Origin of the sequence: Variovorax terrae (genome assembly GCF_022809125.1) — a bacterium.
GTDB lineage: Bacteria > Pseudomonadota > Gammaproteobacteria > Burkholderiales > Burkholderiaceae_C > Variovorax_A > Variovorax_A terrae.
The window spans coordinates 2,787,374-2,810,649 of record NZ_JALGBI010000001.1; the positions used below are offsets into that span (position 1 = coordinate 2,787,374).

Below are 23,276 nucleotides of genomic sequence, written 5' to 3' on the forward strand. Positions count from 1 at the left end.
CGATGCGGCGCGTGGCCTACGGTCATTTTGGATACCTCATTGGAAATGCCCCCGGCACTCGGGGCGGTACGGTGTGCCTTTAAAAAGTGGCCGCGCTAGCCCCTAGCGACCGTATGGGCTGCGAAACGGAGGCGCTCGGCCTCGCCTTCGGAAGTGTGCTGTTCGTAGGCTTCATCCATGTGCTGGTCGGCGTCTTCAACGAGATAGCTCAAGCTGCAGCTGAGCATGAGCATCAGCGATTCCCTATCGCTGGGTGACAAGAGCGGCGTGCTATCGAGATCGCCGCCGTTCTCGGCCATGTCGTTGTGGTGAAGGATGGTCGCGACCGTCGCCGCGCCGGCTGCGATGCTACGGGCTCGCTCCGCGAAAGCCATCGCCATACGGCCGGGCAGTCTGACGTTGTCCACCGCACCACGGTGAAATTCGAAAGGCGTGATTGTGGGCGCGCGAGCCCGCGAGGTTTGATTTACAGTTGCGTCAGCCATGGTTGATCCTTTCAGCGATCGGTTATGGTCAGACGGTCAGGGTGGTTCCAAGCACCTTGGCCGTCGTCTTTTGTGCCCCGCATAGACCGCCGCGGGGCAAAGCGGTTATTCCGATACCTTTGCCTTGTCGATTTTCTTGCGCACCCACGGTGCGCCGCCAAGGCGTTGAAGCTTTTCGCGTTGAGCGGCGCTCAGCTTTATCGTCACAGCTTTCAGCACCAGGTCTTCGGGCAACGCTTTGCGCCCTTGACCTCTGCCCGCGCCGCCGCGCCCAGCAAGTTCATTTTTCATATTGATTATGGTACTCCCATAATCAATTTTGCGCAAATCCTTGTGCGAGAAATCACAACGCTCCGATTGGCGGTCGGACTAGAATTTATTTACGACCTCGACCCACAGGATGCACATCATGGACAAGCCCCTAACCCGCTGGTATTGCGACGTCTGCCACAAACCCATTGAGCCAAATCAACGGGGCTACGTGATTTGGCAGTCCACTCCGGGGGGTGTGGATGGCTTCCACAAGGCCCACGATTTCAAAATAATTCACCAGAAGATTTGCGATAACAAAAACTTCAGTTCATCCGCTGCACTTACCGACTTCCTTGGCGTGGACGGCTTGACTTATCTGCTGACCAAACTCAGCCGTGGCCCCGTGCAGGAACCGGATCCTGGAACACCTGAAGGCAGGGTGCTCGACATGAATGAGTTTGTCGACTTTGTTCGACGTGTTCAGATCCCGTACTACGAAGAAGCGCGGCGCCGCTTTGGTGATCACGATTTCCAAAACGACTTCAGCGACTCGAACGAGGTATTCCCCTATCGCCAGGAGCAGTTGAAGGCCATCATCACCCGGTACCCAGACCCGTCAGGTCAAAACTGATCTATCCACTTGGAGCGTCTAATGGACCCCCTTCGCCTTTTTGTCGTTCTGGCCGGTTCGGTCTCAATTTGCCTGGGCGCGTTCGCGGCACCCATCGGGGAGGAGATGCCAGACGCCGGCCGCGTGTATCTTGACTGCACTCTCTCGCGGGCTGGCGCGGCCGATCGCGGCGAGTTGTGTGCGTTTGCCACCTGGGGGTTCATGGCGGGGTACGCACAAGGGGCGGACAGCGGCGCGGCAGCTGTTCTTATCCATGACCGCGAGGCTATGCTTACCACGCGCGGCGTGGCAGATCTAGGTAAACGACTCGACGCCATCCGCCCACGGGCCCGGTGCATACCGAGCGACGCGAAAGTAGCCGATGTGGTGGAGGCCTTCGTGACGTACATGAGCCGCCACCCTAGACAGGGCACCGCACCGTTTGGCGTCGCAGCGCGCGAGGCCGTGGCAGCAAAGTACGGCTGCTCTTTGTGAGCTTTCTCCCCAGCCCATCATCATCGAGCAGTACGGGCTGTGTAAAACAAATTAGATCAGCCCGACCGCATCGGCCAGGTGTGCTGCCGTCAACGGCATGCCGCGATCAGCCAGCAACTGCAGCAGCTGCTCGGCGGTGATTTCCGGCCGCTCCCAGCGTTCACGCATGTTTTTGATGGCCGTCAACGCCGTGACCTTGCGCAGGTCGAGCTGGTTGACGATGAATTCATCAGGTGTCTGGATCTCGATGTTGTAAGGCGCAAGCGCTTCGGATGGAAAGTGCTTCACGTTCGACGTGACTATCGCATCGGCGTGGCCCACGATGGCCGCGGCCAGGACGTGCCGGTCGTCAACATCCGGCAGCTTGAGGGTATCGATCAACGGCTCGTAGCCCGTCACCAAACAATCAGGGATTGCGTTACGGGCCAGCGTCAGGCGCCTGTCGACGGCCGCGTCGGTGCCGGGGTAGTTCTTCACGAGGTTTCGCCGCACCTCTTCTTCGATGTGTGGCGACCACCGGGCATAGTAAAGATCAACATGAGCCAAGCTGAGCAGCACGTCACACATCAGTGCTGGGTATAGGACGTTGGCGTCCAAAAGTCCTGTGTAACGCGCTGCTCCAGACATTCAAAGCTCCTGACCGATTTCGCGGTTGACTTGACTGAGCTCTTTCAATGCTGCTGCCGAATCCTTCTTCTGCTGCGCCTGGTACTGGACCAAGTCAACAAAGAGGATTCGTCGATGACGATTCACCATGCGGCATTTGATGCGGCCCGCGTCGATTTCCTTAATAACAAAAGGGCGCGACACGTTCAGCATCGCGGCGGCCTCCTGCGTCGTGAGCTCAGTGTGCTGAGGCATCAGCAACATGGGCTCGCGCCGGGCCATCTGCCTTAACACGTCCGCGAAAAAACGCAGGGCGCGCGGGGGCAGCAGTAGTTCAGGGCAATCACCTTGCCCGTCGTCAAAAAGCATGGTCATCCGAATCGTTTTTGCCTTCGAGTGATCCAGTGCTTTCACGAGGCACGCGGTGGCTACGGCAGCCATCTCGGCCTCGGCTTCATTTGCCGGCTCCAGTACTTGGTTGGTCATGTTTCTCCTTGATCGTTTCGCAGTTGCCAGTGGTGGCCTCTTGTTTAGGCGGGCCTAAACGAATTATGCGCAACAAACGCAGTAAACGCAACAACGAACAACGAAACACAAACACGCACAACAAACAACCGCAACGCGATGCGCACTTATGTTAGTGACCACTCATCTACGCCGTCACCGCGCTACTTGATACCCGAACGCAAGCGCGGCTGGGTTCGTTGTTTTGCCGTCCCGCAGGGCTTCGATGCCCGTCACGGTGCGGTTGATCTGCACCGCCGGGATACCGGCAAGGTCGCCCATCAGGTTCACGAACGCCTTGCGGAATGCGTCGTCCAGCTCGCCCTGGTGGGCCAGCTTGAACGTATCCGGGATCATGCGCAGGCCGGCGGGCCCGGTGTAGCCAACCCCCTTGTCTTCGCCCACCAGCGCTTTTGCAGCCGTAGTGAACTCGCGGCCAAAGGCCACCATGCCCAGCAGATTGGACATGGCCTCCACGCCCATTTTCTTGAGCGCCTTCTCCCAGTCGTCCCAGTCGCCGGAATCGCCGGGCGTCAACGCGTCCTTGAGTGCGGCGGCCAGGATCGGCGTGATGACGCCCACCAGCGCGAAGTGCATGAAGGTGCTGGCTTTGGACTCGCTCGTGGCGGCCTTGCCGTACAGCACGTTGGCCTGGGTGTTCATGAAGTCGTAGAAGACGGTGAACAGCTTGACTAACGGCCCGCCGCGCGTGATGCCCGCCTGGTCCACCTCCTCGCCGCCGCCCTGCGAGTCCTTCACTGACTGGTCGGCCAAGGCGATAGCCGTGGCCTCGTCGTGGCCGGCGGCTGTGGCCTTCTCGTAGGCGCCAATCCAGGTCGGGATGTCCACCCCCATCTGCAGGTGCATGGTCAGGAAGTAGCCGTACCGGCCCATCAGCTCGCGGCCGGTGGTCTGCCCGGCGACGCGGTTGCGCAGTTCGTTCAGGTCGCGGAACATCGTGCGCGTCCGGTTGGCCATGAAGTCGGATTTCTCCTTGACCATCCGCGTCGCTTCCACTGGGCCGGCCGCGTACTGGCCGATGCCCTTTGCCACCCAGCCCGTGCCTACGCGCGTGAATGACTGGGTGATGCCCAGGGGCTGCATCATCGCGCTCATGACGTTGTAGGTCAGCGCGCCAGCACTGACGAACTTGCGCATCCAACCCGCGGCGTTCTCGATGCCGTGGTCAAGCCGCTTGCTGCCCGCCACGATGTCATCGCGCCACTTCGTCAGCTCGCGCTTGACGTTGGGCCCGTAGTGCTCGCGGATAGCGGTGTCAATAGTATTGCTCTTCATCAGCCGGTTCATGTCGATGACCCACTCGTGCCAGGCCAAGTCGTGAATGACGTCGTTCACACCGGAATACAGACCGCGCAGATTCAGCAGCAGCGCCCGGCCGGTGACCTCCTCGACGCGCGCCTTGGTGAAACTGCGCTGCGTGGTGGCCACGCTGTAGGCCGCCTTCATCGCGTTCTTGGCCGCTTCGGCGTCACTGTGCTGCTGGGCCTTCATGTTGGTCTTGGGGTCGTACACCACCGGGAAGTAGCCCCCGCGCAGCGCGACCACCTGGCCGTCGGCCGTCCGCACGCTGAAGGGGCGCGGCGCGATCCATTCGGGCTCAACGCCGTTGACGCGCAGCTCCTTGGCCGCGATCTCGGGCCGGTAGCTCTCGAAGTGGTCCCAGACCTTCTGCACGGCATGCCACTCAGCCGCCGTGAGCGTGCGGAGCACGGATTGGATCTGCGCCTCGCTCAGTGTCTTGGTGGCGCCCTCGATGCCGCCGCCCATGAGCCGCTGCAGGTTCGACTCATTGCCGTAGTTCGCCGCGATGGCGAACCTCTCCTCCCAGTTGAGGCTGGTGCCCAGCTCGGGGAAATACTGCCCCTTCCCGATCTGGTCTATCACGGACACGTCCTTGAGCACCGGGCCCATGATCTCCATCAGCTCGCTGGTGGCCTTCGCGCGCCGCGTCGATTCAAAGGTGGCGCGTTCATTGGCGGGCCGGATCACCGCCGACCACCAGGGCCCGTTGTCCTTGCCCCCGTCGAAGATGCGCGTCCACGTGGCAACCTTGATGTGGCTGGCACCGAACTCCTTGACCTTGTCGAGGGCCTTGCCGGTGAGCGTGTTGCTCGTGCGGACGTTCTTGCCGCTTTTCTTGGCGTTGTCCACCACGGTCTGCGCGAGCAGGTCGCGCGTTGCTGCGTAGGTAGCGCCGTCGCGCGCGGTCAGCATCTTTTCCTTGAGGCGGCCCAGGTGCTCGATCTGCTTGATCGTGTCGCGCAAGCCCCGGATTTCCTCCACCGTCATCTCTTTGTACGGCCGGCGCGCGCCGCGCTCGATGGCGTCGGCCAGCAGCTTGATCCGCTCCTCGTCGTCCGGGTAGACCAGATTGCCCTCCTCGTCGCGCGCCTCGATCGCGGCGGTGTACGCGCGGCGCTCGGCCGGCGCCAGCAGCGACTCGGAAATGGCGGGGATCTCGCCGGCGTTCAACCGCGACTGCACCCAGGTGCGCAGCGCCACCGTGCGGTCGATCTCCGCGCCCGACTGCTCGCGCAGTTCGTATTTCTCGCGCAGCATGTCGATCTGCGCCAAGTACTCACCGGGCAGCGCCTGGCGCGTCGCGGACGCATCGAACTTCCGCAGGTACTTGACGATGGCACCGACCTCGTCTTGCGCAGCGTAGGCGGCCTTGGCGGCGTACATGTTGATCAACTGGTTGCGCTTGTGCATCGTGGCCTTCGCCACGTCACCGATGGCCTTGGCGGCTGCCTTCGCCGCGCGCACCTCAGCCGCGGCGTACTGGCCGGGCCGGATGTCGCGCACCTTCAACCGGGCAATGGTGGCGCTGGCGTACTCCCGAGCGGCGCGCGCCAGCACGTCCACCGTGTTCTTCTGGCCGGGCACCTTCTCGCGCACGCTCATGGCCTTCTGCAGGGCGCGCAGTTCGGTGGCCACGAACCGGGCGCGGGCCTCGTTGTGGATGGCCTCGTCCGCCGCGCGCTCGATGCCGGCCGGACTGGACAGGTCGCCGTGCTCCTCAAGCATGCGCTGATTGATCATGCCCTGGATCACCGAGGCCGGGGGCTCCGCCGCGACCAGCTTGCGCACCAGTTCGTCGCCCGAGGTGAAGCCGAACATCTCGGCCGCAATGTCAGGGTGCGAACCCACCTCGTCGCTGGTCATGTGCAGCGCCGACAGCTTGCGCCAGATGGCGTCGTCCTCGATGCCGTACGCGTCGCGCAGCGCCTGGGTGCGCAGCTTGCCCGACGCCTGCGACAGATCCGCCGTGGCCGTGTCGGTGACACCCGGCACCACCTTGGATTCGCTGCGGCTGGTCAGGAACGCCCACGCCTGATAGATCGGCTGGGCCATGACCTCGGCGCGCACCTCGCGCGTGATTTCCGCGCGCAGCGCATCGTGCTGCTTCTGCAACTCTTTCAGCTTGCGGCTGCGCGCGTTCTGCAGCCACTGCATGTCTTTGAGTCCACGACTTTGCAACTGGTCGATGGCGTCGGCGGTGGCCTGCACGCCCTGGTCGTGATAGGCCTTGAACTCGTCCAGCGTCATGCCCGCTTCTTCGGCGGTCTTGAACAACGGGCCCATATCGCGCGCGGCTTCCGCCTCAGCGATCTGGTCGCTGGTGGCCAGCATGCGGTCCATGACGCTGCGCACCTCGGGCGTCAGCTCCACGTCCATCGCGCTGGCCACGTCGGTGGGCGTGGCACTGACGGACCTGAGCAGCGAGCGGTACACGTTCACCAGCCAGGCGCGGAAGGTCTGGAACGTCCTGGTGAGGTCCTGGCTGGGTGCCTTGCCCTCGAAGGCGTAGGCCTCGAAGCCGCGCGCAAACTTCTCATGGAAGGGGCGTTTTTCGGCGCCGGTCATGGCTGCCCAGTGATCCAGCGCCGACAGCTCGGGGGTGGCTTTGACGCCCATCCAGTCCAGCAGCTTGCTGAAGTCATCGACGATGCCCTGCTCACCCGGGGTCAGTTGCTCGCCGGCTGCCACGCGCTGTGCTATGCGTGCGGCCAGATCAGCCTGGACTTGCAGGTAGAAATGGCCGCTTTCGTGAATGAACGTCGACAGATCGGCGCCCTTGAACAGGCTGATGATGCTGGCCTGCCGCGTGATGTCGTCCGCAAAGGCGATCTGGCCGCGCGCGTCTTGAGGTAAAATACTGCTACCCCCGCCGGACGGCTGGTATCCCAACGCATCGGAAAATTCGCCCGATGAAGCGGACCCAGAAGCACCAAGCGGGGGTGCGTTTTTGTGGGCTGGATTCTTGACGATGAACTGGTCATAAAACATCTGCCCATTGGCCTTCTCGTGCACCACGATGCCAACGGTCAAAGACTCCCCGGCCAACACCACTTCCGTACTCAAAAAGTGCGTCTGCTTGACAGTGACCGCCGCGCCCGGCTTGGCAGGCTCGGTACGCGTGAACCGCGCCGCACGCAAGATGTCCGGGATGTGGGGGACCAAGCGTAGCTCCGGCTCGTTGGCGCCCGCGAGCGCATGCTTTGCGCCCTGCCAGGTGATAACGACCTCCTTGCCGAACGCCGGGTCGGCATTGCGCACTGCCTCGGGCGCGCCGCCGCTGGCTTCGCTCCATCGTTGCTTGGCCCACGCCGTGACTTTTTCCCGCACCTGGGCGGGCGTCGCGCTCGTGGGCACCACTTCGTCGCCCTGCAGTGGCATTCCGGCTACCGCCGACTGCTCCAACACCTTGCCCGGTGCCGGGCGATACATTGACTCGGTGGTTTTGAAAGCCCGGTTCTTGCCCTTGTTCTCGATGAAGCCAAAGCGCTTGTAGAACTCTGCCAGCCGCGCCTTGTTACCGCCGAAGTCGGCCGAGGGACTGAGCGCGATGTGCTGCCCTGTCGCATCGGCGTATTTCACCAGGGCCTGCATCGCGCGCGTGCCGGCGCCCCGGCCGCGTGAGGCCTGCGACACCACGATCTTGGAGAGCGTGATCACGCCATTCTTTTCCGCTACGGCGTGGTCCAGCCCGGCGGCATCGAAGTCTGCACGTAGCTGATCGAGAGTAGGAGCCTGATCCAGCACGGTTGAGCCCTTGGCCTCGCCCGCGGCAAACCCCAATTTGTAGGTGTCGGCAAACTGCTGAACCGTCATGCCGGTGCGCGCGGCCATGACGGCGTAGAAGTTGGCCGCCAGCGTCGCGTACTGCTCATTCACCTTGGCGGTGAATCGCTTGATCTCGTTTAGTTGCTGCACCAGCTGGGCCTGCACCTGGTCGCGCCCGGCCTTGAACTCGGCGTCGTCAGCCTCGGTGGCCAACACGCGCTCCACCTCTGCGGTCAGCCGGTCGCCGTGCTCCTGCATGTAGGCTTTGGCTTCCTCACGGCTCATGCCGTCGGGCGCCGTTCGGGCGTGGTCGATCAGGGGCTGGGCAAATTCCGTGCCGATGGTCTGGGTCAGCAGTTCGCCGGTGGGGATGGCGAAATCGCCGCCAGTCTCCGCCTGGGGCAGCTGGGCTGCCACGGCGGGCACGGCCTGCGCCAACGCATTCAGGTCCACGCCCGCCTCCACCAGCTTGGCAGAATCCACGTACACCACGGGGGCGCCCTGGTCGGCCAGGTCCTGCATGTAGCTGGTCAGGGTCTCGGGGCTGCGTTCGAGCAACTTGCTGGCCTCGGCCGTCTTCTGCATCGCCTCCAGCACGGTGGCGTTGTGCTCGGCCTGCTGGGCGAATGTGTCCGCTTTGGCTGTGCGCGCCGCCAAATGGCCCATAGCGCCCCCGGTGAGCCCGCCGACGGCAAGACCTTGGAGGGCGCTCTCGAGAAGCCCCTCGGTCAGATCCTGGCCGGGGTTCATGTTCTGCTGGATAGCCATGTTCTGGCCCAGTTGCTCACCGGGGCTCTGCACGAACTCGGTGGCGCCTTCGGTCGCGGCGGCTTTCGCGGCAGCGACACCGGGGCGGCCGCCTTCACCAACAATGCGGCCGAGGAACTTCCCGCCAACCAAATTCACCGCCGCGTCTACGATGCCCGCGATGACGCCAGCCTGTTCGGCGGCGTTGGCGGACACCAGGACGCGTGCCACTTTGGGGTGGTAGCCGTCTGCGAGCAGCTTTTGATACGCCGGCGAGGTCGCCAGCACTTCGTCGCTGACTTTGTCCGCGTCCTCGCGCGTCTGGTTCGCCTGCTGCGCATACCCCACCGCACCCTCGGTCACGGCGCCCATACGTGCCATGGTCTCCCCGGCTGCCAATACCGCAGCGGCTTGCGCGGCTTGGGGCGTCAAACCGGCGGCGAGGGCATCGGCCTTCGCTGCGCCGCCAGCCCCCTTCGTGAGGTACACGCTCACCGCCGTGGCGAGGGCAGAAGGAATCGACTGCAGCGCGTCCCCCACAATCTTGAGCGGACTGCGCCAAGCGGACTCATTTTCCTCGAGAGTGCCGTATCGCAGGCCGCCGTATTGGGCCTTGGTTTCCGGCGACAGCTCCGCCATGACCTGTTCGCTACGTTGTTGCTGGCTGCGAATGAAGCGCAACGGTGCCGCGGCAGCGCTTTCGTTCATGGTCCGCTGAAAGGCCAGCGGGTCATCTTTGTAGACCACAGCCAATTCGGCTTCAGTCAGGCCGCCGGTGGCAGCATTGAGCAGTTTTGCCCCCGTCCCAGTCAAGCTGAGGAACCCCGCGTGCGCAGAACGGCGAAGGTACTCGCCGGCATTCGCCAGATTGCGGTCTGTGCCAGGGGCGCTCACCATCCATTTGGCGGCGCCCTCCAAACCGGACAACACACCGACGTCGTCGTGGGCGATTGCGGCCTTGTCCTGGTCCGCCAGGAACTTGGTGGCGAGGGGAAACTGGGCCGCCATCGAATCAAAATCGTAAGCGCCCAACGTGGCCTGGCGCTTCATCTCCTCGGGCAAGCTACGGACGGTGTCCACCGGCACGCCAGTCCGTCTCGCGACAGCGCGGAGCTCCGCCTCGTAGTCCGGACGGTTGCCGATGACGGCGTTCATTGAGAGCCGGGCTTGCGCACCGAGTGCGGCCGGCGTGGCCATTTCACCCAGGTACGCGTCAACCGCGCCTTGGGTGTCTAGTTTTTCTGCCATCTATTTCGCTCCGGTGTTGCTGCGCGGCTGAGGCGCGTGGCGTTTGAGGTAGAGGTACGCGCCCAGATAGTCGGCGTCTGAGGGGTTGGAGTTACCGCGCGCAGCGAAGTCTTTTTTCAGAGCCTGTTTGACGTCGCCAGGTATGTCATCTGGCTTGAGCGCGAGCAGTGACTTGCTGCTACTGCCCACAGCAACCCCCATCACCGTGTTCTTGAATTGCACGTTCGACGCAAACAGGCCGTCGATGAACTTGGCTGTTTCCACGTCGGAAAATGCCTTGCCTGCGGCGCGCTGAGCGGTGGCAATCTCATCGCGCACAAACTTGTGTAGGGAACCCACATAGACCGCGTCGTCGCTACCCTCTTTGGGGGTGGGATCAATTTTCAAACTGCGCAGCCGGGAGCTCATCGTGTCGTTAATAGCTTGGGTGTTGAGATTGCCCCAGCCACCCGCACCCGTTCCAGTGCGCTGCGCCATCCGCGTTTTGTTGAACTCGACAAAATCCTTTTCGGCGAGCATGGGACGGAGCAGAAAAAACTGCGCGTCGGTGAGTCCGCCCAGATACTGCGGATCTGATGCCAGCTTGAGATAAACCGCCGTGTTGGTCGTCGTGTCCCCGGTCTTCAGCTGTTTGCTGAACTTGTCCAAATCGTCAACTTTGCCGGGGGCAAACCGACGTAGGTCGTCGAGCAGCTTGGGAGGAAGCATCGAAACCGGTGTGTCCTTGTTGTCGATCACCCACCGCTGCGCCGCGGCGAGTGCGTTTTCCCCCTGCTCGGTGATAGAGCGGTTGATCATGTTGAACTTTGCAACCGCGGCTTCGCGGGTAATCCTCACCGTCTGCGCCGGCGCGCCAGGGGGCAGTTGTGCAAGTACCGAGTCGACGAACTCCAACTCGGTCGGCCGCGGCGCGACGGGCCGCCCCTTCTCGAGCGCGCTCATGTTCTTGGCGACATACGCCTGTGTTTCCTTCGGCATGTAGCTCAGCCAATCGGGTGAGCCGCTGCGTCCCGCTGCGGCCTGGCTCAGGGCTTTGTCGAGCGCACCAGGGCCCGCGTTGTACGCCGCCCATGCTTTTGCGGGGTCACCGTATTTCTGCAGCATGCTTTGCAGGTAGTCGCGGCCGACGCGGGCGCGTTCGCCGGGGCTGTCGTCGCGCGCAGGCGTGACGCCAAAACCAGGGTCTTTATTCGTGGTTGGCATCACCTGCATCACACCTTGTGCACCCTTGGGGCTGGTGACAGTTGAGCCGTCGCGGTTCGTCTCTCGCCCGCCGCTCTCCGACATCGCCGTGATCTGCACCATCGTGTCAAAGCTGGAGGGTGCAATTGCTGGCAATACCCGCGTGGTCGCCACCGTGACGGCGGCCTGAGCAAGGTTGTTTGAGACAGCCAGGTCGACGTGTCCTTGCAGCTTCAGCACGTCATCCGCAGACAGCTCGCCGCGCTTGCGGGCACCGTCAAGGTACTGCAGCGCGTATTGCGGGTTTCCCTTGGCGAGCGCGGTCAGCACGACCCCACTTTGCGCTTTGCTGACGGCTGCAAGCATTGCCTCCTCGGCCGGAGTCCCCGTCAGCCCTGCGCGCTGAGCCTTGTTCATGACGGCTGCCTTGATCGCTGCGATCACGCCAGGTCCCCTTGACCCCGTTGCTGGGTCAAGCCGCCCGTTGATGTAGTCGGGGTCGTCCCAGTGCACCATTGCGTCGTTCGTGCCCAGATCTACCGTACCGTCGTCTACCTTGTCGTTGTAGACGCCGAACTCTTTCGTCATGTGCCGGCCAACCTCGCCGTGAAACTGCGTGACGAGCGTACCGGCGTGCATGTTGAATGCCCGCTTCTGTGCCTCGTTGCCCAATGACATCGCAAGCTCGGATGCCCGTGTTTTCAGGCGGTCACCGTAAACTTGATCAAGTGGCCGCCCGTCGACGTCCGGATCGAGCGCAGCCTTGCCGCGGCGCTGTGTGTAGCCGTTCTGCGTGTCGTATGCAAGGCTCTGCGCTGCGGCGTGCAACTGGTTCATCGCGTCATTGACGCGGACCTGGTTCGCTTGTTCATCTGCATCCAGGGCGAGTCGGGCCACCGCGCCCCCGGTGCGCGAAAGAGCCGCGCCCATGTTGCTGGCCTGGTCGGCGGCGATGGCGCCTGCCGCTGGGCCCGTGGGTGCCGACAGCAAGGGCGCCGGCTGCGCGGATACCTGGCTCTGGAAGTTGTCGTAGCTGGGAACCTTAGGCATTGCGGGCTCCAGCAATGCGATCGATTGCAGCTCGCGCCTCGAGGTGAGCATCCAGCTCCGGTTGCGGTACGCTCAATGGCGCACCGGGCCTCGCGCCGAACGTCGCGCGCACTGCGTCTGCGGTGGCGCGGGCTTGGGCATCTGCCAGGATTTCAGATCGGCTGGGCGCTCGCTGCCATTGCCAGGCAGTTTTGATGGGGGGAGAGTTATCGTTCACGGTTGCGCGTCTCGTTGTTTTGCCGCGAGGAATGATTCGAGTGTGGATTGCCGCCAGCCCTGGGTGCATTGCGAAAGGCGGATGCACGGCGGCAGAACTCCAGAGGCTTCCCACTTGCGCAGCGTCGTGCGCGAGATGCCACCAAGGAACTTCGCTCGTGCAACGGCGCGCGGAATGAATGGGTCGATGTGCGTTTCTGTTTTGACCATGGGCATGATGTTCGGTTGGATGGGGCCGCTTACCTGCACCCCTTCGGCAACTGTCGCAGCGGTGTGCGCTGTTACGTGCACCCCGGCTCACTATCGCCCGCCCTCGCACACTTACGCGCACCCCTCGCACAACGACAGCCCCCTGAGGTGACTCATGCACCAGCGGGAGCGCATAGGGGGCGGGGGTGGTCCGCCTGAACCGTCCGCAATGGCACGGCTTAAACTTGACGGCCGTATCGTTTCCGCGTCAACAACTTTTGAGGTGGCTGGATGTCCGTTGAGCAATCGGTTTTAGACAGAGCACACGCGTTGATCGAGCGCGGCAAAGTAATCGGCGCCTCAACGCCGCAATACCTGGACCATTCGGGCCGCCAGATGATCCAAGAGTGCTCAGGGTGGATTGCTTCAGCAACGAATTTGATTAAGGTCATCTATCCGGACCCGACGTCGTCGTATCAGCAAATGGCCATCTTTGCTCTCGCAACCAACGGTGAGGCCGACAAAGTGGGGAAGCTCACGGCAATTTTGGTCGCCTTACTCATTGACGTAAAAGCAGGAGTTGTGAACAAGGTTGCGGACGCTGTTCGGGCTGAGGTCTTTGACGACTTTCTCGATCAGGCTGAGCACTACCTCCAAGGGAACAAGACAGCCCAGGCTGGAGTCATTGCCGGCGTGGTGTTTGAGGACACGATTCGGAAGGCATGCGAAAAGAGGCAGATCCCGCAAAAAGGAGTGGAACTTGAACAGTTGATTTCCACACTCGTTAAGACTGGCGTGTTGATTGAAATCAAAGCTAAGCGTGCCCGTGCAGCCGCTGGCGTAAGGACGAAAGCTACACACGCTCAGTGGGATGAGTTCGGCCGTGATGATGTGGCCGCCGCCATAAAGCTTACGCGCGAGTTGATCGACAGTCTTTTGATTTGAGCCTGTCAAGCGGACGTGCCTCACTCCTCCACGGGCGGCCATGGCAACGCCCAATCTGCCGCCGGTGGAGCACTACCTGCACCAGGCCGAGGACCCCACGCGGCTGGTGAAGCTGCCTATCGACACTACTGCTTGAGCCCTTGAACGAGGCCGAGCACCATGCGCTCGCCGTGCTCGATAGCGAAGCCAATGGCGCGATCGCGCTGGGCGAACTGGTTGGCGGCGAAGGGCGACCCCTCCCCACCGACGTGCTGCACGTCACCTTGCCTTGGCGGCTCAAGCTTTTTGATCTCGAGCCGCCCCTGCCACTTCATCGTCCCGATGTCGTACAGGGCATGGGCACGCAGCCGGTAGCCCTCGAATTTTTTCTGTGCGTATTGAGCTGGCACTGTGACCTCGCCTCGACTGATGGGCAATACGAGGTCTTCCGCGGCTTGCTTCGCTGCTCGCTCGGACGCGTGCAGACCTGGAGCATCGAAGCGCTGAGCGAACCTACTGTATCGCCCGTCCTCGCCGCGGCGCCGGGCCACGACAAAGCCTACGAACCGCGCACCCGCAGCTGGCTCCACGCAGGTTCGCAAATCTGCCAGCAGCGGTGCTGGCGGGTTGACATCGTCCATACATCCCCTTTCGAGTGTGCACACCGCAGTCTCCTGCAGTAAAGGCCTGCCGATTGTCGTAGTGTACTGGGTATACATCCAGTATCCTTCCGTCGATGGAAAAAGTGTTGATCTGGGACATGATGCGGGCGCGCCAAGGGGGCAAAACAGTGCCCAGGTGGCAGGCGGGGCGCCTACGGGCGGTCCGCGGCATCCTGAGGATCGGCACGTTGAACTCCATGTCTCTGTGCCGGCCCAGCTTGACTGCTAGGTTTGAGTGCACGCCCCCGCTCACCGAGCATGACGATCCTGCGCCGCTGGAGGACGCTCACGTCATCTTTTGCGATGAAAACCGGATGGTGATCACTGGCGTGGAAGTCGTCGAGGGATTTGCTGAAAACGACGAGCTGCGGTACGGCCATACGTGGGTGCTACACCTCTACGATGGCCCTGAGCCCGTGGGCACGCGGGGCCCGCCGCTGCCGCAATGAAAGTCGCGCCCCCGCGCGATCTACCCTCACTCCTCCAAAGGTGGCGCTTGGAAAAACTCCGAATGCAGCAGCTTCACACGTGCTGTCACCGCCTCGATCGCCTTCACCCTGGCCATCGGGTCGCCGTCAATCGGTGTATTGGCGGCGCGCACCAGGGCCGCCCTTGCGTCCGGTGGCAGAAATGAACAAACCGGAGGGTTGGGTGTACGGATCACGGGAATGTCGTCGAGAGCTACAGGCATGGAAAGTGCCTCCTTTTAGGTGTACGGATTGAACTGTCGTGCGTGGACCGGGCGTTATGCACACCCCTCTCGAGGGGCTCACGCGCGATGCTTGCGGAAACTCAGCGGTGATCGAGCCGGCGCCTCGCGTGCGCGTGTACGCGCGCCCGGGCGATGTGTCAGAAAACCAGCTATCAGTGTCAAATTTGCGCGCCGCACTAGGCTCGGTGAACGACGGAAAACTGCAGTGCTTGTCAGGTGTCAGTTTTGTGCACGACGTGTCGCCATCGAGTACGCTCCTCGCGTGCGTATGCGAGCGCGCGTAATGCGTACTGTTCGGTAAACGGCGAAGCTCAAGCCTCGCGCGCGTGCACGCGCGCGCCCGGGCGATGGCATCGGAAATGCGATCAGGCCAGGTCACACGGCTCCTCAGGCGGGCGAAACACTCGCGGAAGGCCCTCGCGCACCATGAAGGTCTCGACCTCTGCTCGGCTCTTGCCAGCCGTCAACATTTCGCGCGCTTGCTTTTGAAGGTCAGCACGCACCGCGGCAAAGGCTTGCGTCACCAAGGCCTGCGCCGTGCGGTTGATGGCTTTGGTCAACTCTGGCCCAAACGTAATTTTTTGCATGTTCGTTCCTGTGGGTATGAATCTGTTGTCATTTGCAGGTTGGAATTCGGACATGTTGTCTGCCTGTCGTGTCCGATGTGTCCGCTCACTGGAGACGGACACGACAAGGCAGACAGACACGCCCTCTTTCTACGAAAGGGGGTGGTGTCCGATGTCTGAAGCTGGGAGGTCGACACCTTCAGCGAGCGCGATCAGCCCATCCGCTTGCTCCGCAATGACGCCTTCATCTTTGAGGTTTTGGAGTCCGCGCAAAAAATTGCGCGCTGCGGTGGCCGGGTTTTTCCCTGCGTTGGCACCGTGGGCGAGGAAGTGCCTTTTCAGCGTGTCCTTGCCACACGGCCCGGCGCTGGTGAGAACGGTGAGAACAACGGCAGCCGACGTATCCTTATCGGCGCCGGCGACGGCGCGCACCTTGTGCGACTGCTCGCCGTCGGTGACCACTAGGCTGGTGAGCGGCCGGCCCAGCGCATCGGTGAACCCATCGAGCGCGACCGGCTTCATGTCCAGGTGGATCGGCGCGAAGGGGATGCCCCCCTTCATCTTTGCGCACTTGACTGTCACCGAGTAGCCGTCGCCCGGCCTGTCCACCTCGATCATGGTGTCGCTGTCGCCTTCTTTGGCCAAGCTGCCCATGTAGCTGTCGCCCGACTTTGTGGTGTGGTCCACGACTAGGACCGTCACGGTCCCGCCTAGCGCGGTCGCCTTGTCCTGAAGATCGCGCAGGGTCTTGATGTACCGTGAGACTGTGCCCTTGGCATCGTCGGCGCTGGTCTGGCTGTACGTGTCGACGACGAGAAACACATTTGTCGCGAACTGCCCCCAGTGGGCACAATTTTCGTAAGCGAGGGTAATCGCCTCGTCCCATGCGTTGTAACGCGGCCGGCCAACCTTCTCGATGAAATCATAGGCATCGTCGAAAGTGACCTCGTCCGCCTCAAGTTCATCGACGTGCGCAATCTCATCTGGGGTGAGGTACTTCCGGCCGAGGTCACCGCTCACGCCATGCATTTCCGGAAACGGCAGACCGCCCAGAGGGCCGCCTGCGGCACCGTTGACGTAGCCGAGCAGTGAGGCAAGCCCGTGAGCTTCATCTAGCCGTGGACGGCATTGAACGATCGCCAGGGGCCCGGTGTCGCCCGCAGCCAAGTCAATAGCGGCTCTCCGCACGTGGATGTCGTTGCCACCCTCCGCTGCGAGGTAGACCACGACCGCCTGATCTGTCTCACGCCCGTGCCACGCTCGGCCGCCCGCCACGCAGGAGGCCATGTCCAAGGCAAGAAACGTTTTGAACGAACCGGGGGCGGCCACCATCCAGTTGATCGAGCCTGCGGGAACGATGCCGTCGACAAGCCACTTGGTCTCGCCAACGCGTTTCAGCGCAGCCAAGGGGCTCCAGGCGCCCAGCCCGGCCCATTTCTCGGTGAGGGTAGGGGTGAGCATCACGCCACCTCCTGCGTGCGCTTTTCGTGGAGCGCTGTGACGAGGATGCGTAGCTCCTCGTTCGACTTGCCCGCGATGCGTGCGGCGTTGATCGAGCGCACTTCACTCGATGGCCATCCCACCGACCGCGGCCCGATGTGCACGGGCTTCGTGAACGTGCCGGCGGCGACGGCGTTGTAGATGCTGGTGCGGCTACGGTACCCCGTCTCCGCCTGCACGGCCGACATTCTGAGTATGGACATTCTTGGTCACTCCTGTACGTCCTTGGACGCTGTTGCAATGGAGTGAATGTCGTGGCGACAGGGAGTAAGCGCACTGCAATTGCCCCGTTGCCGAGTGCAATTGCAGAATCAATCGGCGCGCAGGCTCTGCTTAGCTTTGCCGAATTTCTCAGCAAGGGTGCGAGTGGAGATGCCTTGCTTGTCCGGGTAGTTGTTCACCATCTCCGCGATGACCGCGGCCTCGCTGTCACGCCCTGGGCGGGGGCTCAGGACCATCTCCAGCAGGACCGCGATGGTGTTCAGGTAGGTGGTGTGCTGGCGGGGGCCCAGGTCCTTTGCGGCTACCGGGGCCGGCGCGGCCAGCCCGATGAAGTCGGCTGGCATCACCCAGTCCATCGCCCGCGCCCACCGGATAAAGTCCACCACGCGCACTACCGCGGCGGGCCCGAGCGCGGCCGCGTCGACTGCGGTCAGCGCGCCCAGTGGTGCGGTGTTCATCACAGCCACGCGCAGCCTGTGGTTAGCTTCGTCCACGCGTGCATCCTCCATCAGGCCGTCGGCCAAGAACTCATTGAGCTCCTCGGCCGTCATAGAAGGATCGAGCGCGTTCCAGTCGTTGACCTGCGCGACGTACAGGGGCGACAGGCCGACTGACAGCGCGGCGAGCTGTCTCAAGGTCAGCGCCGGGAAGTTGCGCACCGCGGGCCAGACGACCGGCGTTTCGAACATCGCGCGCATCCGCGCCAGGCGGTCCGCGCTTTGCCCTGTTATCTGAACATTTTCGGTTGGTGCCATGGCTCACCCCGCCCGGTGTGAGGGTGTGCGCTTTTGCTTGGGCGGTCCGCCCTCCTCGAGCGCGGCGAGCGCTTCGCGAACACGGGTGAGGTTGTACCGGATGGCACCGCCGACCTTGTAAAACGGAATGAGCCGTTTTGTCCGGCGGTCCATACGAAGCCAGTGGACCGACAGGCTGATCGCTTTGGCGGCCTGTACTTCGTCGACGGCGATGGGGGCAGCTTCAACTGCAAATGCTTCGGGCATGGGAAGGCCTTTGTGGTTTGCGCTGAAAAAGATCAACGCTCAAAGGCCGACTCGCCACCCCAGCCGTTAGGCTGTTCTCAGAAACTGATCTGTACCTGGCCGGGACGTAGGCTATGCCCCGGCGGGTCCTCAAATCAATCAGGCATTGCTGCCCACAAGTTCCCTCCCGTGTGCTGGGTTGTCCAGGCGATCTCGGAAGGTGGCGTAGCTGGAATATAGCAAGGTTTCTAGAAATTTATGCAGTCTTGCTGCTCTCTTCTATGAAATCTGCCACGGTTTGCCATGCGGCGCGAAGCTGATTTTCGCTTTTGCCTATGTAGCTGTTTGCCGTCACATCGCCCGCGGTGGCGTGGTTAAGCATGCGTTTGACCGAGCTGGCGGACACGAGATCATCAGCAATGGATGCAAACGTGTGGCGCAGTTTGTGAGGCGTGATGCCTTTGACTTCGGCGACTAGATTTATCTTTGCGAGTACGTTCTTGGCAGTGCTGGTCTTGAAAACCTTTTGCCCCTGCTTTTTTCCCTCGCAATGGCGAGCCGCAATTGCAGCTGCCTGCTTCGACAGCATGATGGTGTGGTTCGTTCGGTTCTTCGTGTCCTCAAGAAAAACACGGCCTTTGGCGAGGTCGACGTCTCGCACTAGCAGCCCGTCAGGGTCATGCTTAGTTCCGAAAAGCTCGCCGGGCCTGGTGCCCGTAAGCAGCTGGAAGCGCAAGGCGTCAGCCGTCACGTCACCGTCAAGGCTCGATGCGGCGGCCCACCACGCGCCCAGACTCTCGGGCGGAATGGGTGTGGGATTGCCCTTATTTTGTGGAATCGCGATCCGATCCCGACCCGCGGTGTCCTTGTCCAGCGGCGAGTCCGGGATCTTGACTCCGTGCCACCGAAGGACGGCGCGCAGAACTTGCAACGCGTAAAGGCGTCCCCGCTCGCCGCGCGTTGCGGCCAAGCGCGTATTCAGCTCGCGGATCTGCGTGGCAGTGATTTTGGTCAGCGGCTTTTGAGCCATCGTGTACAGGTAGCCATCCATGAAAGGCTCGCCGCTCTTGTTCGTCCCACCCTTCTTGACCATGTCGAGATAGTCCGCCTTGGTGCGAGCCGAAAGCTGCAGCCCATCCTTGGCGCGCCGTTTGTCGCGCACGTAAACTTTGACAGCCTCGGCCAACGTGGTCGCCTCGGCCGGCGCCACTTTGCGAGCAGCCTTGGCGTCTACAACGCGATCCACACCCGACTGCAATTCGCTCGAGAACGTGATCTGGAGCTTGCGCGCCGTATCCGCCGAGATGGCCGCCGCGCCCACAGCGCGGCCGAGCGTGCGGCGCTTGTTTTTGCCGGCGATGTATCGCTCCATGATGTACGACTTGACGCCCGTGGCAGAGACCCGCAGCCCCAGCCCAGGTGTCTCTGGACACCACCAAAGCACCTCGCCCGCTGTTGGCAGTTTGACGCCACGCGCGACAGAGTCAGTCAGTTTTTTCTCAAGAAAGGCCATGTTTGCTCCTCCGCCGCGCCTCCTTCGCGCTGATCGGCGAAGTGGCTGGCGTAGGAGTGAAGCTTACCGGTAATTATCAAAACTTGCGAAAACTTCAACAGGCTCCCGCTGAAGGACGAGAAAATCAACCAGCATCACCCGTGGAAAATTCTGACTCTTAATCCGTAGGTCGTAGGTTCGAATCCTACAGGACCCACCACCTTCACAGGGACTTGGCCGCGAGGTCAAGTCCCTTTCGTTTTGGGAGGCTTCATGAATCCTGATGCCGACACCCTGTGGCGTGCGCCCCGCTGGGCCCTGGCCGCCCTGCTGGCCGTGCTGGGCATGCTCGGGCCGTTCTCGATCGACACCTACATCCCCGCCTTCTCGGGCATCGCGCACTCGCTCGGCGCCACGCCGGTGGAGATGCAGCAGACACTGTCGGCCTACCTGTTCGGCTTTGCCTTCATGAACCTGTTCCACGGCGCGCTGGCGGACAGCTTCGGCCGCCGCCCCGTGGTGCTGTGGGGCATCGCGGTGTTCACGCTGGCCTCGGCCGGCTGCGCGCTGTCGCAGAGCGTGGGCCAGCTGGTGTTCTTCCGCGCGCTGCAGGGCCTGTCGACCGGCGCGGGCATCGTGGTGTCGCGCGCCGTGATCCGCGACATGTTCCCGCCGGCGCAGGCGCAGCAGGTGATGAGCCAGGTCACGATCTATTTCGGCGTGGCGCCCGCCATCGCGCCCATCGTGGGCGGCTGGCTGCTGGTGCACACCGGCTGGCACAGCATCTTCTGGTTCCTCACCGGCGTGGGCGTGCTGCTGTGGAGCGCCAACTACAAGCTGCTGCCGGAAACCCTGCACCCTGACCAGCGCCAGCCCTTCGAGGTGCGGCACCTGATGCGGGGCTACTGGCAGCTGGGCTCCAGCCCGCGCTTTCTGCTGCTGGCGCTGGCCAGCGGCGTGCCGTTCAACGGCATGTTCCTGTACGTGCTGGCCGCGCCGGCCTTCCTCGGCGACCACCTCGCCTTGCAGCCCACGCAGTTCTTCTGGTTCTTCCTGCTCACCATCGCGGGCATCATGGCGGGCGCCTGGGCCAGCGGCCGCATGGCGGGCCGGGTCGTGCCCAAGCAGCAGATCCGCCATGGCTTCGTGATCATGCTGTCGGTCTCGCTGGTCAACGTGGTGGCCAACCTGCTGCTGCCACCGCACCCGGCCTGGTCGCTGCTGCCGATCGCGGTGTTCGCGTTCGGCTGGGCGCTGATGGTGCCCGTGGTCACGCTGCTGGTGCTGGACCTCTACCCCGAGCGGCGCGGCATGGCCTCGTCGCTGCAGGCCTTCATCGGCTCCACCGCCAACGGCGTGGTGGCCGGCGTGGTGGCGCCGCTGATCATGCACTCCACGCTCTGGCTGGCACTCGGGTCGCTGCTGATGATGTGCATCGGCCTGGTGGCCTGGGTCTGGCTGCATCGCCGCTGGCCGGACATCGGCCGGGCCATCGCGCAGTAGGCCGAACCGGCCTCCTCAAAAGCACAACGCCCGCCAAGCCTGAGGGCTGGGCGGGCGTTGCCGTCGCCGGCGGGCAGCCGGCGGCGTGATCGGTCAGCGGTCGGAGCGGGCCACGCGCTTCTTGGCGTCGCGCGGCACGAACACCTTGCCGCCGCCGCCCGGCTTGGCGGGCTTGCTGAACGCCGGCTTGCCGAAAGCGGGCTTGCCGCCACGGCCGGCGAAGTCGCCGCGCGGTGCGAAGCCTTCGTTGCGCGGAGCGCCGGCAAAGCGGTCGTTGAAGCCGCCCTTGCGCTCGTAGCTGAAGCCCTCGCGGCGCTCGCCGCCCCGGTCGTCGCGCGCGGCGAAATCACCGCCGCTATTGTTTTGATAGCTGCCGGCGCCCACCTGACGCGGACCCCTGGCATTTCTGTCATTGAAACCACCGCCAAAGCCGCCACCGAAGCCGCCGCGGTTGCCGCCACCGAACTTGCGGTCGCGCGACTGGCCGTCGCGGTGGCCGCCGAAGTTGCCGCGCGGGGGGCGCGCGTCGGAAAAGCGCTGCTGCGGCTCCAGGCCCGGCACCACTTCCGCCTTGAACTGCTGGTGGCTGTAGCCCTCGATGTCGAAGATCTTGCGGCGGTCGCGGAACTCGGCGAAGGTCACGGCGATGCCGTCGCGGCCGGCGCGGCCGGTGCGGCCGATGCGGTGCGTGTAGTCCTCGGCCTTCATCGGCAGGCCGAAGTTGAAGACGTGGGTGATGGTGGGCACGTCGATGCCGCGCGCGGCCACGTCGGTGGCCACCAGGATCTGCACCTGGCCGTTGCGCAGCGCCATCAGGCGGCGGTTGCGCAGGCCCTGGCTCAGGGCGCCGTGCAGCGCCACGGCGCTGAAGCCGTCCTGCTGCAGGTCGTTGGCCAGGCCGTCGCACTCCACCTGGGTGCTGGCGAACACGATGGCCTGGTTGATCGAGGCGTCGCGCAGCCAGTGGTCGAGCAGCTTGCGCTTGTGCTGGGCGTTGTCGGCCCAGAACAGCACCTGCTTGATGTTGACGTGCTTTTCCTGCGGGCTGTCGATCTGCACCTTCTGCGGCTGGCGCATCACGCGCGCGGCCAGCTGCTGGATGCGCGGCGCGAAGGTGGCGCTGAACATCATGGTCTGGCGGCGCTCGATGGTGAGCTGGTTGATCTCGGCCAGGTCGTCGGAGAAACCCAGGTCGAGCATGCGGTCGGCTTCGTCGACCACCAGGAACTGCACCTGGTCGAGCTTGATCTGCATCGAGCGCTGCAGGTCGAGCAGGCGGCCGGGCGTGGCCACCACGAGGTTGGCGTTCTGCAGCTTGGCGATCTGCAGCTGGTAGGGCATGCCGCCCACCACGCTGGCGATGCGCAGGCCGCGGCAATGCTGCACCAGGCCGATGGCGTCATGCGCCACCTGCTGCGCGAGCTCGCGCGTCGGGCACAGGATCAGTGCGCCGGGCGTGGCGGCCTTGAAGTTGCGGGCGTTGGTCGGGTCCTTGCGCTTGGGGCGCTTGGGCGCCGGCTCACCCTTGGCGGCGGCTTCGGCCACGGCGCGATCGAAATCGGCGCGCTCCCGGGCCTCGGCCTGCGCCTGCTGCGTGAGCAGCGTGTGCAGCACGGGCAGCAGGAAGGCCGCGGTCTTGCCGCTGCCGGTCTGGCTGGAGACCATCAGGTCGGTGTAGCTGGCGGCGCCCTGGCCGGCGCTGTCGTCCGACGGCAGGGCCAGCGGGATCACCTTCTCCTGGACCAGGGTGGGCTGGGTGTAGCCGAGGTCTTCCACGGCGCGCAGCAGTTCGGCCGCCAGGCCGAGCTTCACGAAGCCGTTGGGCACGGCCGGCGCGGCCTCGGTGTCCGCGGGGTTCACGGCCAGCATCTCGGCCGGCTCGGAAAAGGATTCGTCAAAGGATTGGGAAGGCAAAGCCTCGCCCTTCGCGTCGAAAGCGTCAGTCATGAGAAGTACTCACACGCGAGCGCCGCAACAGGGTGTGCGGCCGCTCCGTCAATGGTTAAAAAACATCAACCATCAAACGGAGCCGGCGCCTTGGGC

General features: G+C 63.4%; 21 protein-coding genes. 5 read left to right on the forward strand and 16 right to left on the reverse strand.

Features of this window, described 5'->3' with window-relative positions:
* Positions 1 to 95 precede the first annotated feature (95 nt).
* Together MMF98_RS13145 and MMF98_RS13150 are read right to left on the reverse strand one after the other, a co-directional pair.
* Positions 96 to 485, reverse strand: coding sequence for a hypothetical protein (locus MMF98_RS13145; RefSeq protein ID WP_243306721.1), 390 nt, complete (start codon positions 483 to 485; stop codon positions 96 to 98).
* Between the two features lie 105 nt (positions 486 to 590).
* Positions 591 to 776 (reverse strand): hypothetical protein, encoded by a 186-nt coding sequence (locus MMF98_RS13150; protein WP_243306722.1) that lies wholly within the window; start codon positions 774 to 776, stop codon positions 591 to 593.
* 118 nt (positions 777 to 894) lie between these two features.
* Between MMF98_RS13150 and MMF98_RS13155 the strand changes: the two genes are divergently transcribed.
* Positions 895 to 1,368, forward strand: a complete 474-nt coding sequence (locus tag MMF98_RS13155) for a hypothetical protein (RefSeq protein WP_243306723.1) — start codon at positions 895 to 897, stop codon at positions 1,366 to 1,368.
* Positions 1,369 to 1,389: 21 nt separating this feature from the next.
* On the forward strand, positions 1,390 to 1,842 hold the full coding sequence (locus MMF98_RS13160) for a Rap1a/Tai family immunity protein (protein WP_243306724.1): 453 nt from the start codon (positions 1,390 to 1,392) through the stop codon (positions 1,840 to 1,842).
* A 51-nt stretch (positions 1,843 to 1,893) separates the two neighbouring features.
* Here MMF98_RS13160 and MMF98_RS13165 read toward each other — a convergent pair whose 3' ends face one another.
* The 5 genes from MMF98_RS13165 to MMF98_RS13185 all read right to left on the reverse strand — a co-directional run bounded on the left by MMF98_RS13165 (position 1,894) and on the right by MMF98_RS13185 (position 12,699).
* On the reverse strand, positions 1,894 to 2,439 hold the full coding sequence (locus MMF98_RS13165; protein ID WP_243306725.1) for a PIN domain-containing protein: 546 nt from the start codon (positions 2,437 to 2,439) through the stop codon (positions 1,894 to 1,896).
* A 30-nt stretch (positions 2,440 to 2,469) separates the two neighbouring features.
* On the reverse strand, positions 2,470 to 2,934 hold the full coding sequence (locus tag MMF98_RS13170; protein ID WP_243306726.1) for a helix-turn-helix domain-containing protein: 465 nt from the start codon (positions 2,932 to 2,934) through the stop codon (positions 2,470 to 2,472).
* A gap of 174 nt (positions 2,935 to 3,108) precedes the next feature.
* Positions 3,109 to 10,035 carry a GNAT family N-acetyltransferase gene (locus tag MMF98_RS13175; protein WP_243306727.1) on the reverse strand — a complete coding sequence of 2,309 codons (6,927 nt, stop codon included), beginning with the start codon at positions 10,033 to 10,035 and terminating at the stop codon, positions 3,109 to 3,111.
* Positions 10,036 to 12,267 (reverse strand): transglycosylase SLT domain-containing protein, encoded by a 2,232-nt coding sequence (locus MMF98_RS13180; protein ID WP_243306728.1) that lies wholly within the window; start codon positions 12,265 to 12,267, stop codon positions 10,036 to 10,038.
* A 213-nt stretch (positions 12,268 to 12,480) separates the two neighbouring features.
* Complete coding sequence (locus tag MMF98_RS13185; RefSeq protein ID WP_243306729.1) at positions 12,481 to 12,699, reverse strand: helix-turn-helix transcriptional regulator; 219 nt, start codon at positions 12,697 to 12,699, stop codon at positions 12,481 to 12,483.
* Positions 12,700 to 12,963: 264 nt separating this feature from the next.
* Here MMF98_RS13185 and MMF98_RS13190 point away from each other — a divergent pair, with 264 nt between their 5' ends.
* Positions 12,964 to 13,617, forward strand: coding sequence for a hypothetical protein (locus tag MMF98_RS13190; RefSeq protein ID WP_243306730.1), 654 nt, complete (start codon positions 12,964 to 12,966; stop codon positions 13,615 to 13,617).
* 125 nt (positions 13,618 to 13,742) lie between these two features.
* Here the strand turns inward: MMF98_RS13190 and MMF98_RS13195 are convergent, their stop codons facing one another.
* On the reverse strand, positions 13,743 to 14,237 hold the full coding sequence (locus MMF98_RS13195) for a hypothetical protein (protein WP_243306731.1): 495 nt from the start codon (positions 14,235 to 14,237) through the stop codon (positions 13,743 to 13,745).
* 95 nt (positions 14,238 to 14,332) lie between these two features.
* Between MMF98_RS13195 and MMF98_RS13200 the strand changes: the two genes are divergently transcribed.
* On the forward strand, positions 14,333 to 14,707 hold the full coding sequence (locus MMF98_RS13200) for a hypothetical protein (RefSeq protein WP_243306732.1): 375 nt from the start codon (positions 14,333 to 14,335) through the stop codon (positions 14,705 to 14,707).
* Positions 14,708 to 14,733: 26 nt separating this feature from the next.
* Here MMF98_RS13200 and MMF98_RS13205 read toward each other — a convergent pair whose 3' ends face one another.
* The 7 genes from MMF98_RS13205 to MMF98_RS13235 all read right to left on the reverse strand — a co-directional run bounded on the left by MMF98_RS13205 (position 14,734) and on the right by MMF98_RS13235 (position 19,751).
* Positions 14,734 to 14,949 (reverse strand): hypothetical protein, encoded by a 216-nt coding sequence (locus MMF98_RS13205; protein ID WP_243306733.1) that lies wholly within the window; start codon positions 14,947 to 14,949, stop codon positions 14,734 to 14,736.
* A 386-nt stretch (positions 14,950 to 15,335) separates the two neighbouring features.
* Positions 15,336 to 15,611 (reverse strand): cytochrome c-type biogenesis protein CcmH, encoded by a 276-nt coding sequence (locus MMF98_RS13210; protein ID WP_243306734.1) that lies wholly within the window; start codon positions 15,609 to 15,611, stop codon positions 15,336 to 15,338.
* A 75-nt stretch (positions 15,612 to 15,686) separates the two neighbouring features.
* Complete coding sequence (locus tag MMF98_RS13215; protein ID WP_243306737.1) at positions 15,687 to 16,997, reverse strand: AAA family ATPase; 1,311 nt, start codon at positions 16,995 to 16,997, stop codon at positions 15,687 to 15,689.
* Positions 16,997 to 17,239: a helix-turn-helix transcriptional regulator gene (locus MMF98_RS13220; protein ID WP_243306739.1), complete on the reverse strand. Its 243-nt coding sequence runs from the start codon at positions 17,237 to 17,239 to the stop codon at positions 16,997 to 16,999. Before MMF98_RS13220 ends, MMF98_RS13215 begins: the two co-directional genes overlap by 1 nt.
* A gap of 108 nt (positions 17,240 to 17,347) precedes the next feature.
* A complete protein-coding gene (locus MMF98_RS13225) occupies positions 17,348 to 18,013 on the reverse strand; it encodes a hypothetical protein (RefSeq protein WP_243306740.1) in 666 nt (221 codons plus the stop codon).
* A 3-nt stretch (positions 18,014 to 18,016) separates the two neighbouring features.
* On the reverse strand, positions 18,017 to 18,259 hold the full coding sequence (locus MMF98_RS13230; RefSeq protein WP_243306741.1) for a hypothetical protein: 243 nt from the start codon (positions 18,257 to 18,259) through the stop codon (positions 18,017 to 18,019).
* A gap of 235 nt (positions 18,260 to 18,494) precedes the next feature.
* Complete coding sequence (locus MMF98_RS13235) at positions 18,495 to 19,751, reverse strand: tyrosine-type recombinase/integrase (protein WP_243306742.1); 1,257 nt, start codon at positions 19,749 to 19,751, stop codon at positions 18,495 to 18,497.
* A 252-nt stretch (positions 19,752 to 20,003) separates the two neighbouring features.
* Between MMF98_RS13235 and MMF98_RS13240 the strand changes: the two genes are divergently transcribed.
* Positions 20,004 to 21,233: a multidrug effflux MFS transporter gene (locus MMF98_RS13240; protein WP_243306744.1), complete on the forward strand. Its 1,230-nt coding sequence runs from the start codon at positions 20,004 to 20,006 to the stop codon at positions 21,231 to 21,233.
* 93 nt (positions 21,234 to 21,326) lie between these two features.
* Here MMF98_RS13240 and MMF98_RS13245 read toward each other — a convergent pair whose 3' ends face one another.
* On the reverse strand, positions 21,327 to 23,180 hold the full coding sequence (locus tag MMF98_RS13245; RefSeq protein ID WP_243306746.1) for a DEAD/DEAH box helicase: 1,854 nt from the start codon (positions 23,178 to 23,180) through the stop codon (positions 21,327 to 21,329).
* Positions 23,181 to 23,276 lie beyond the last annotated feature (96 nt).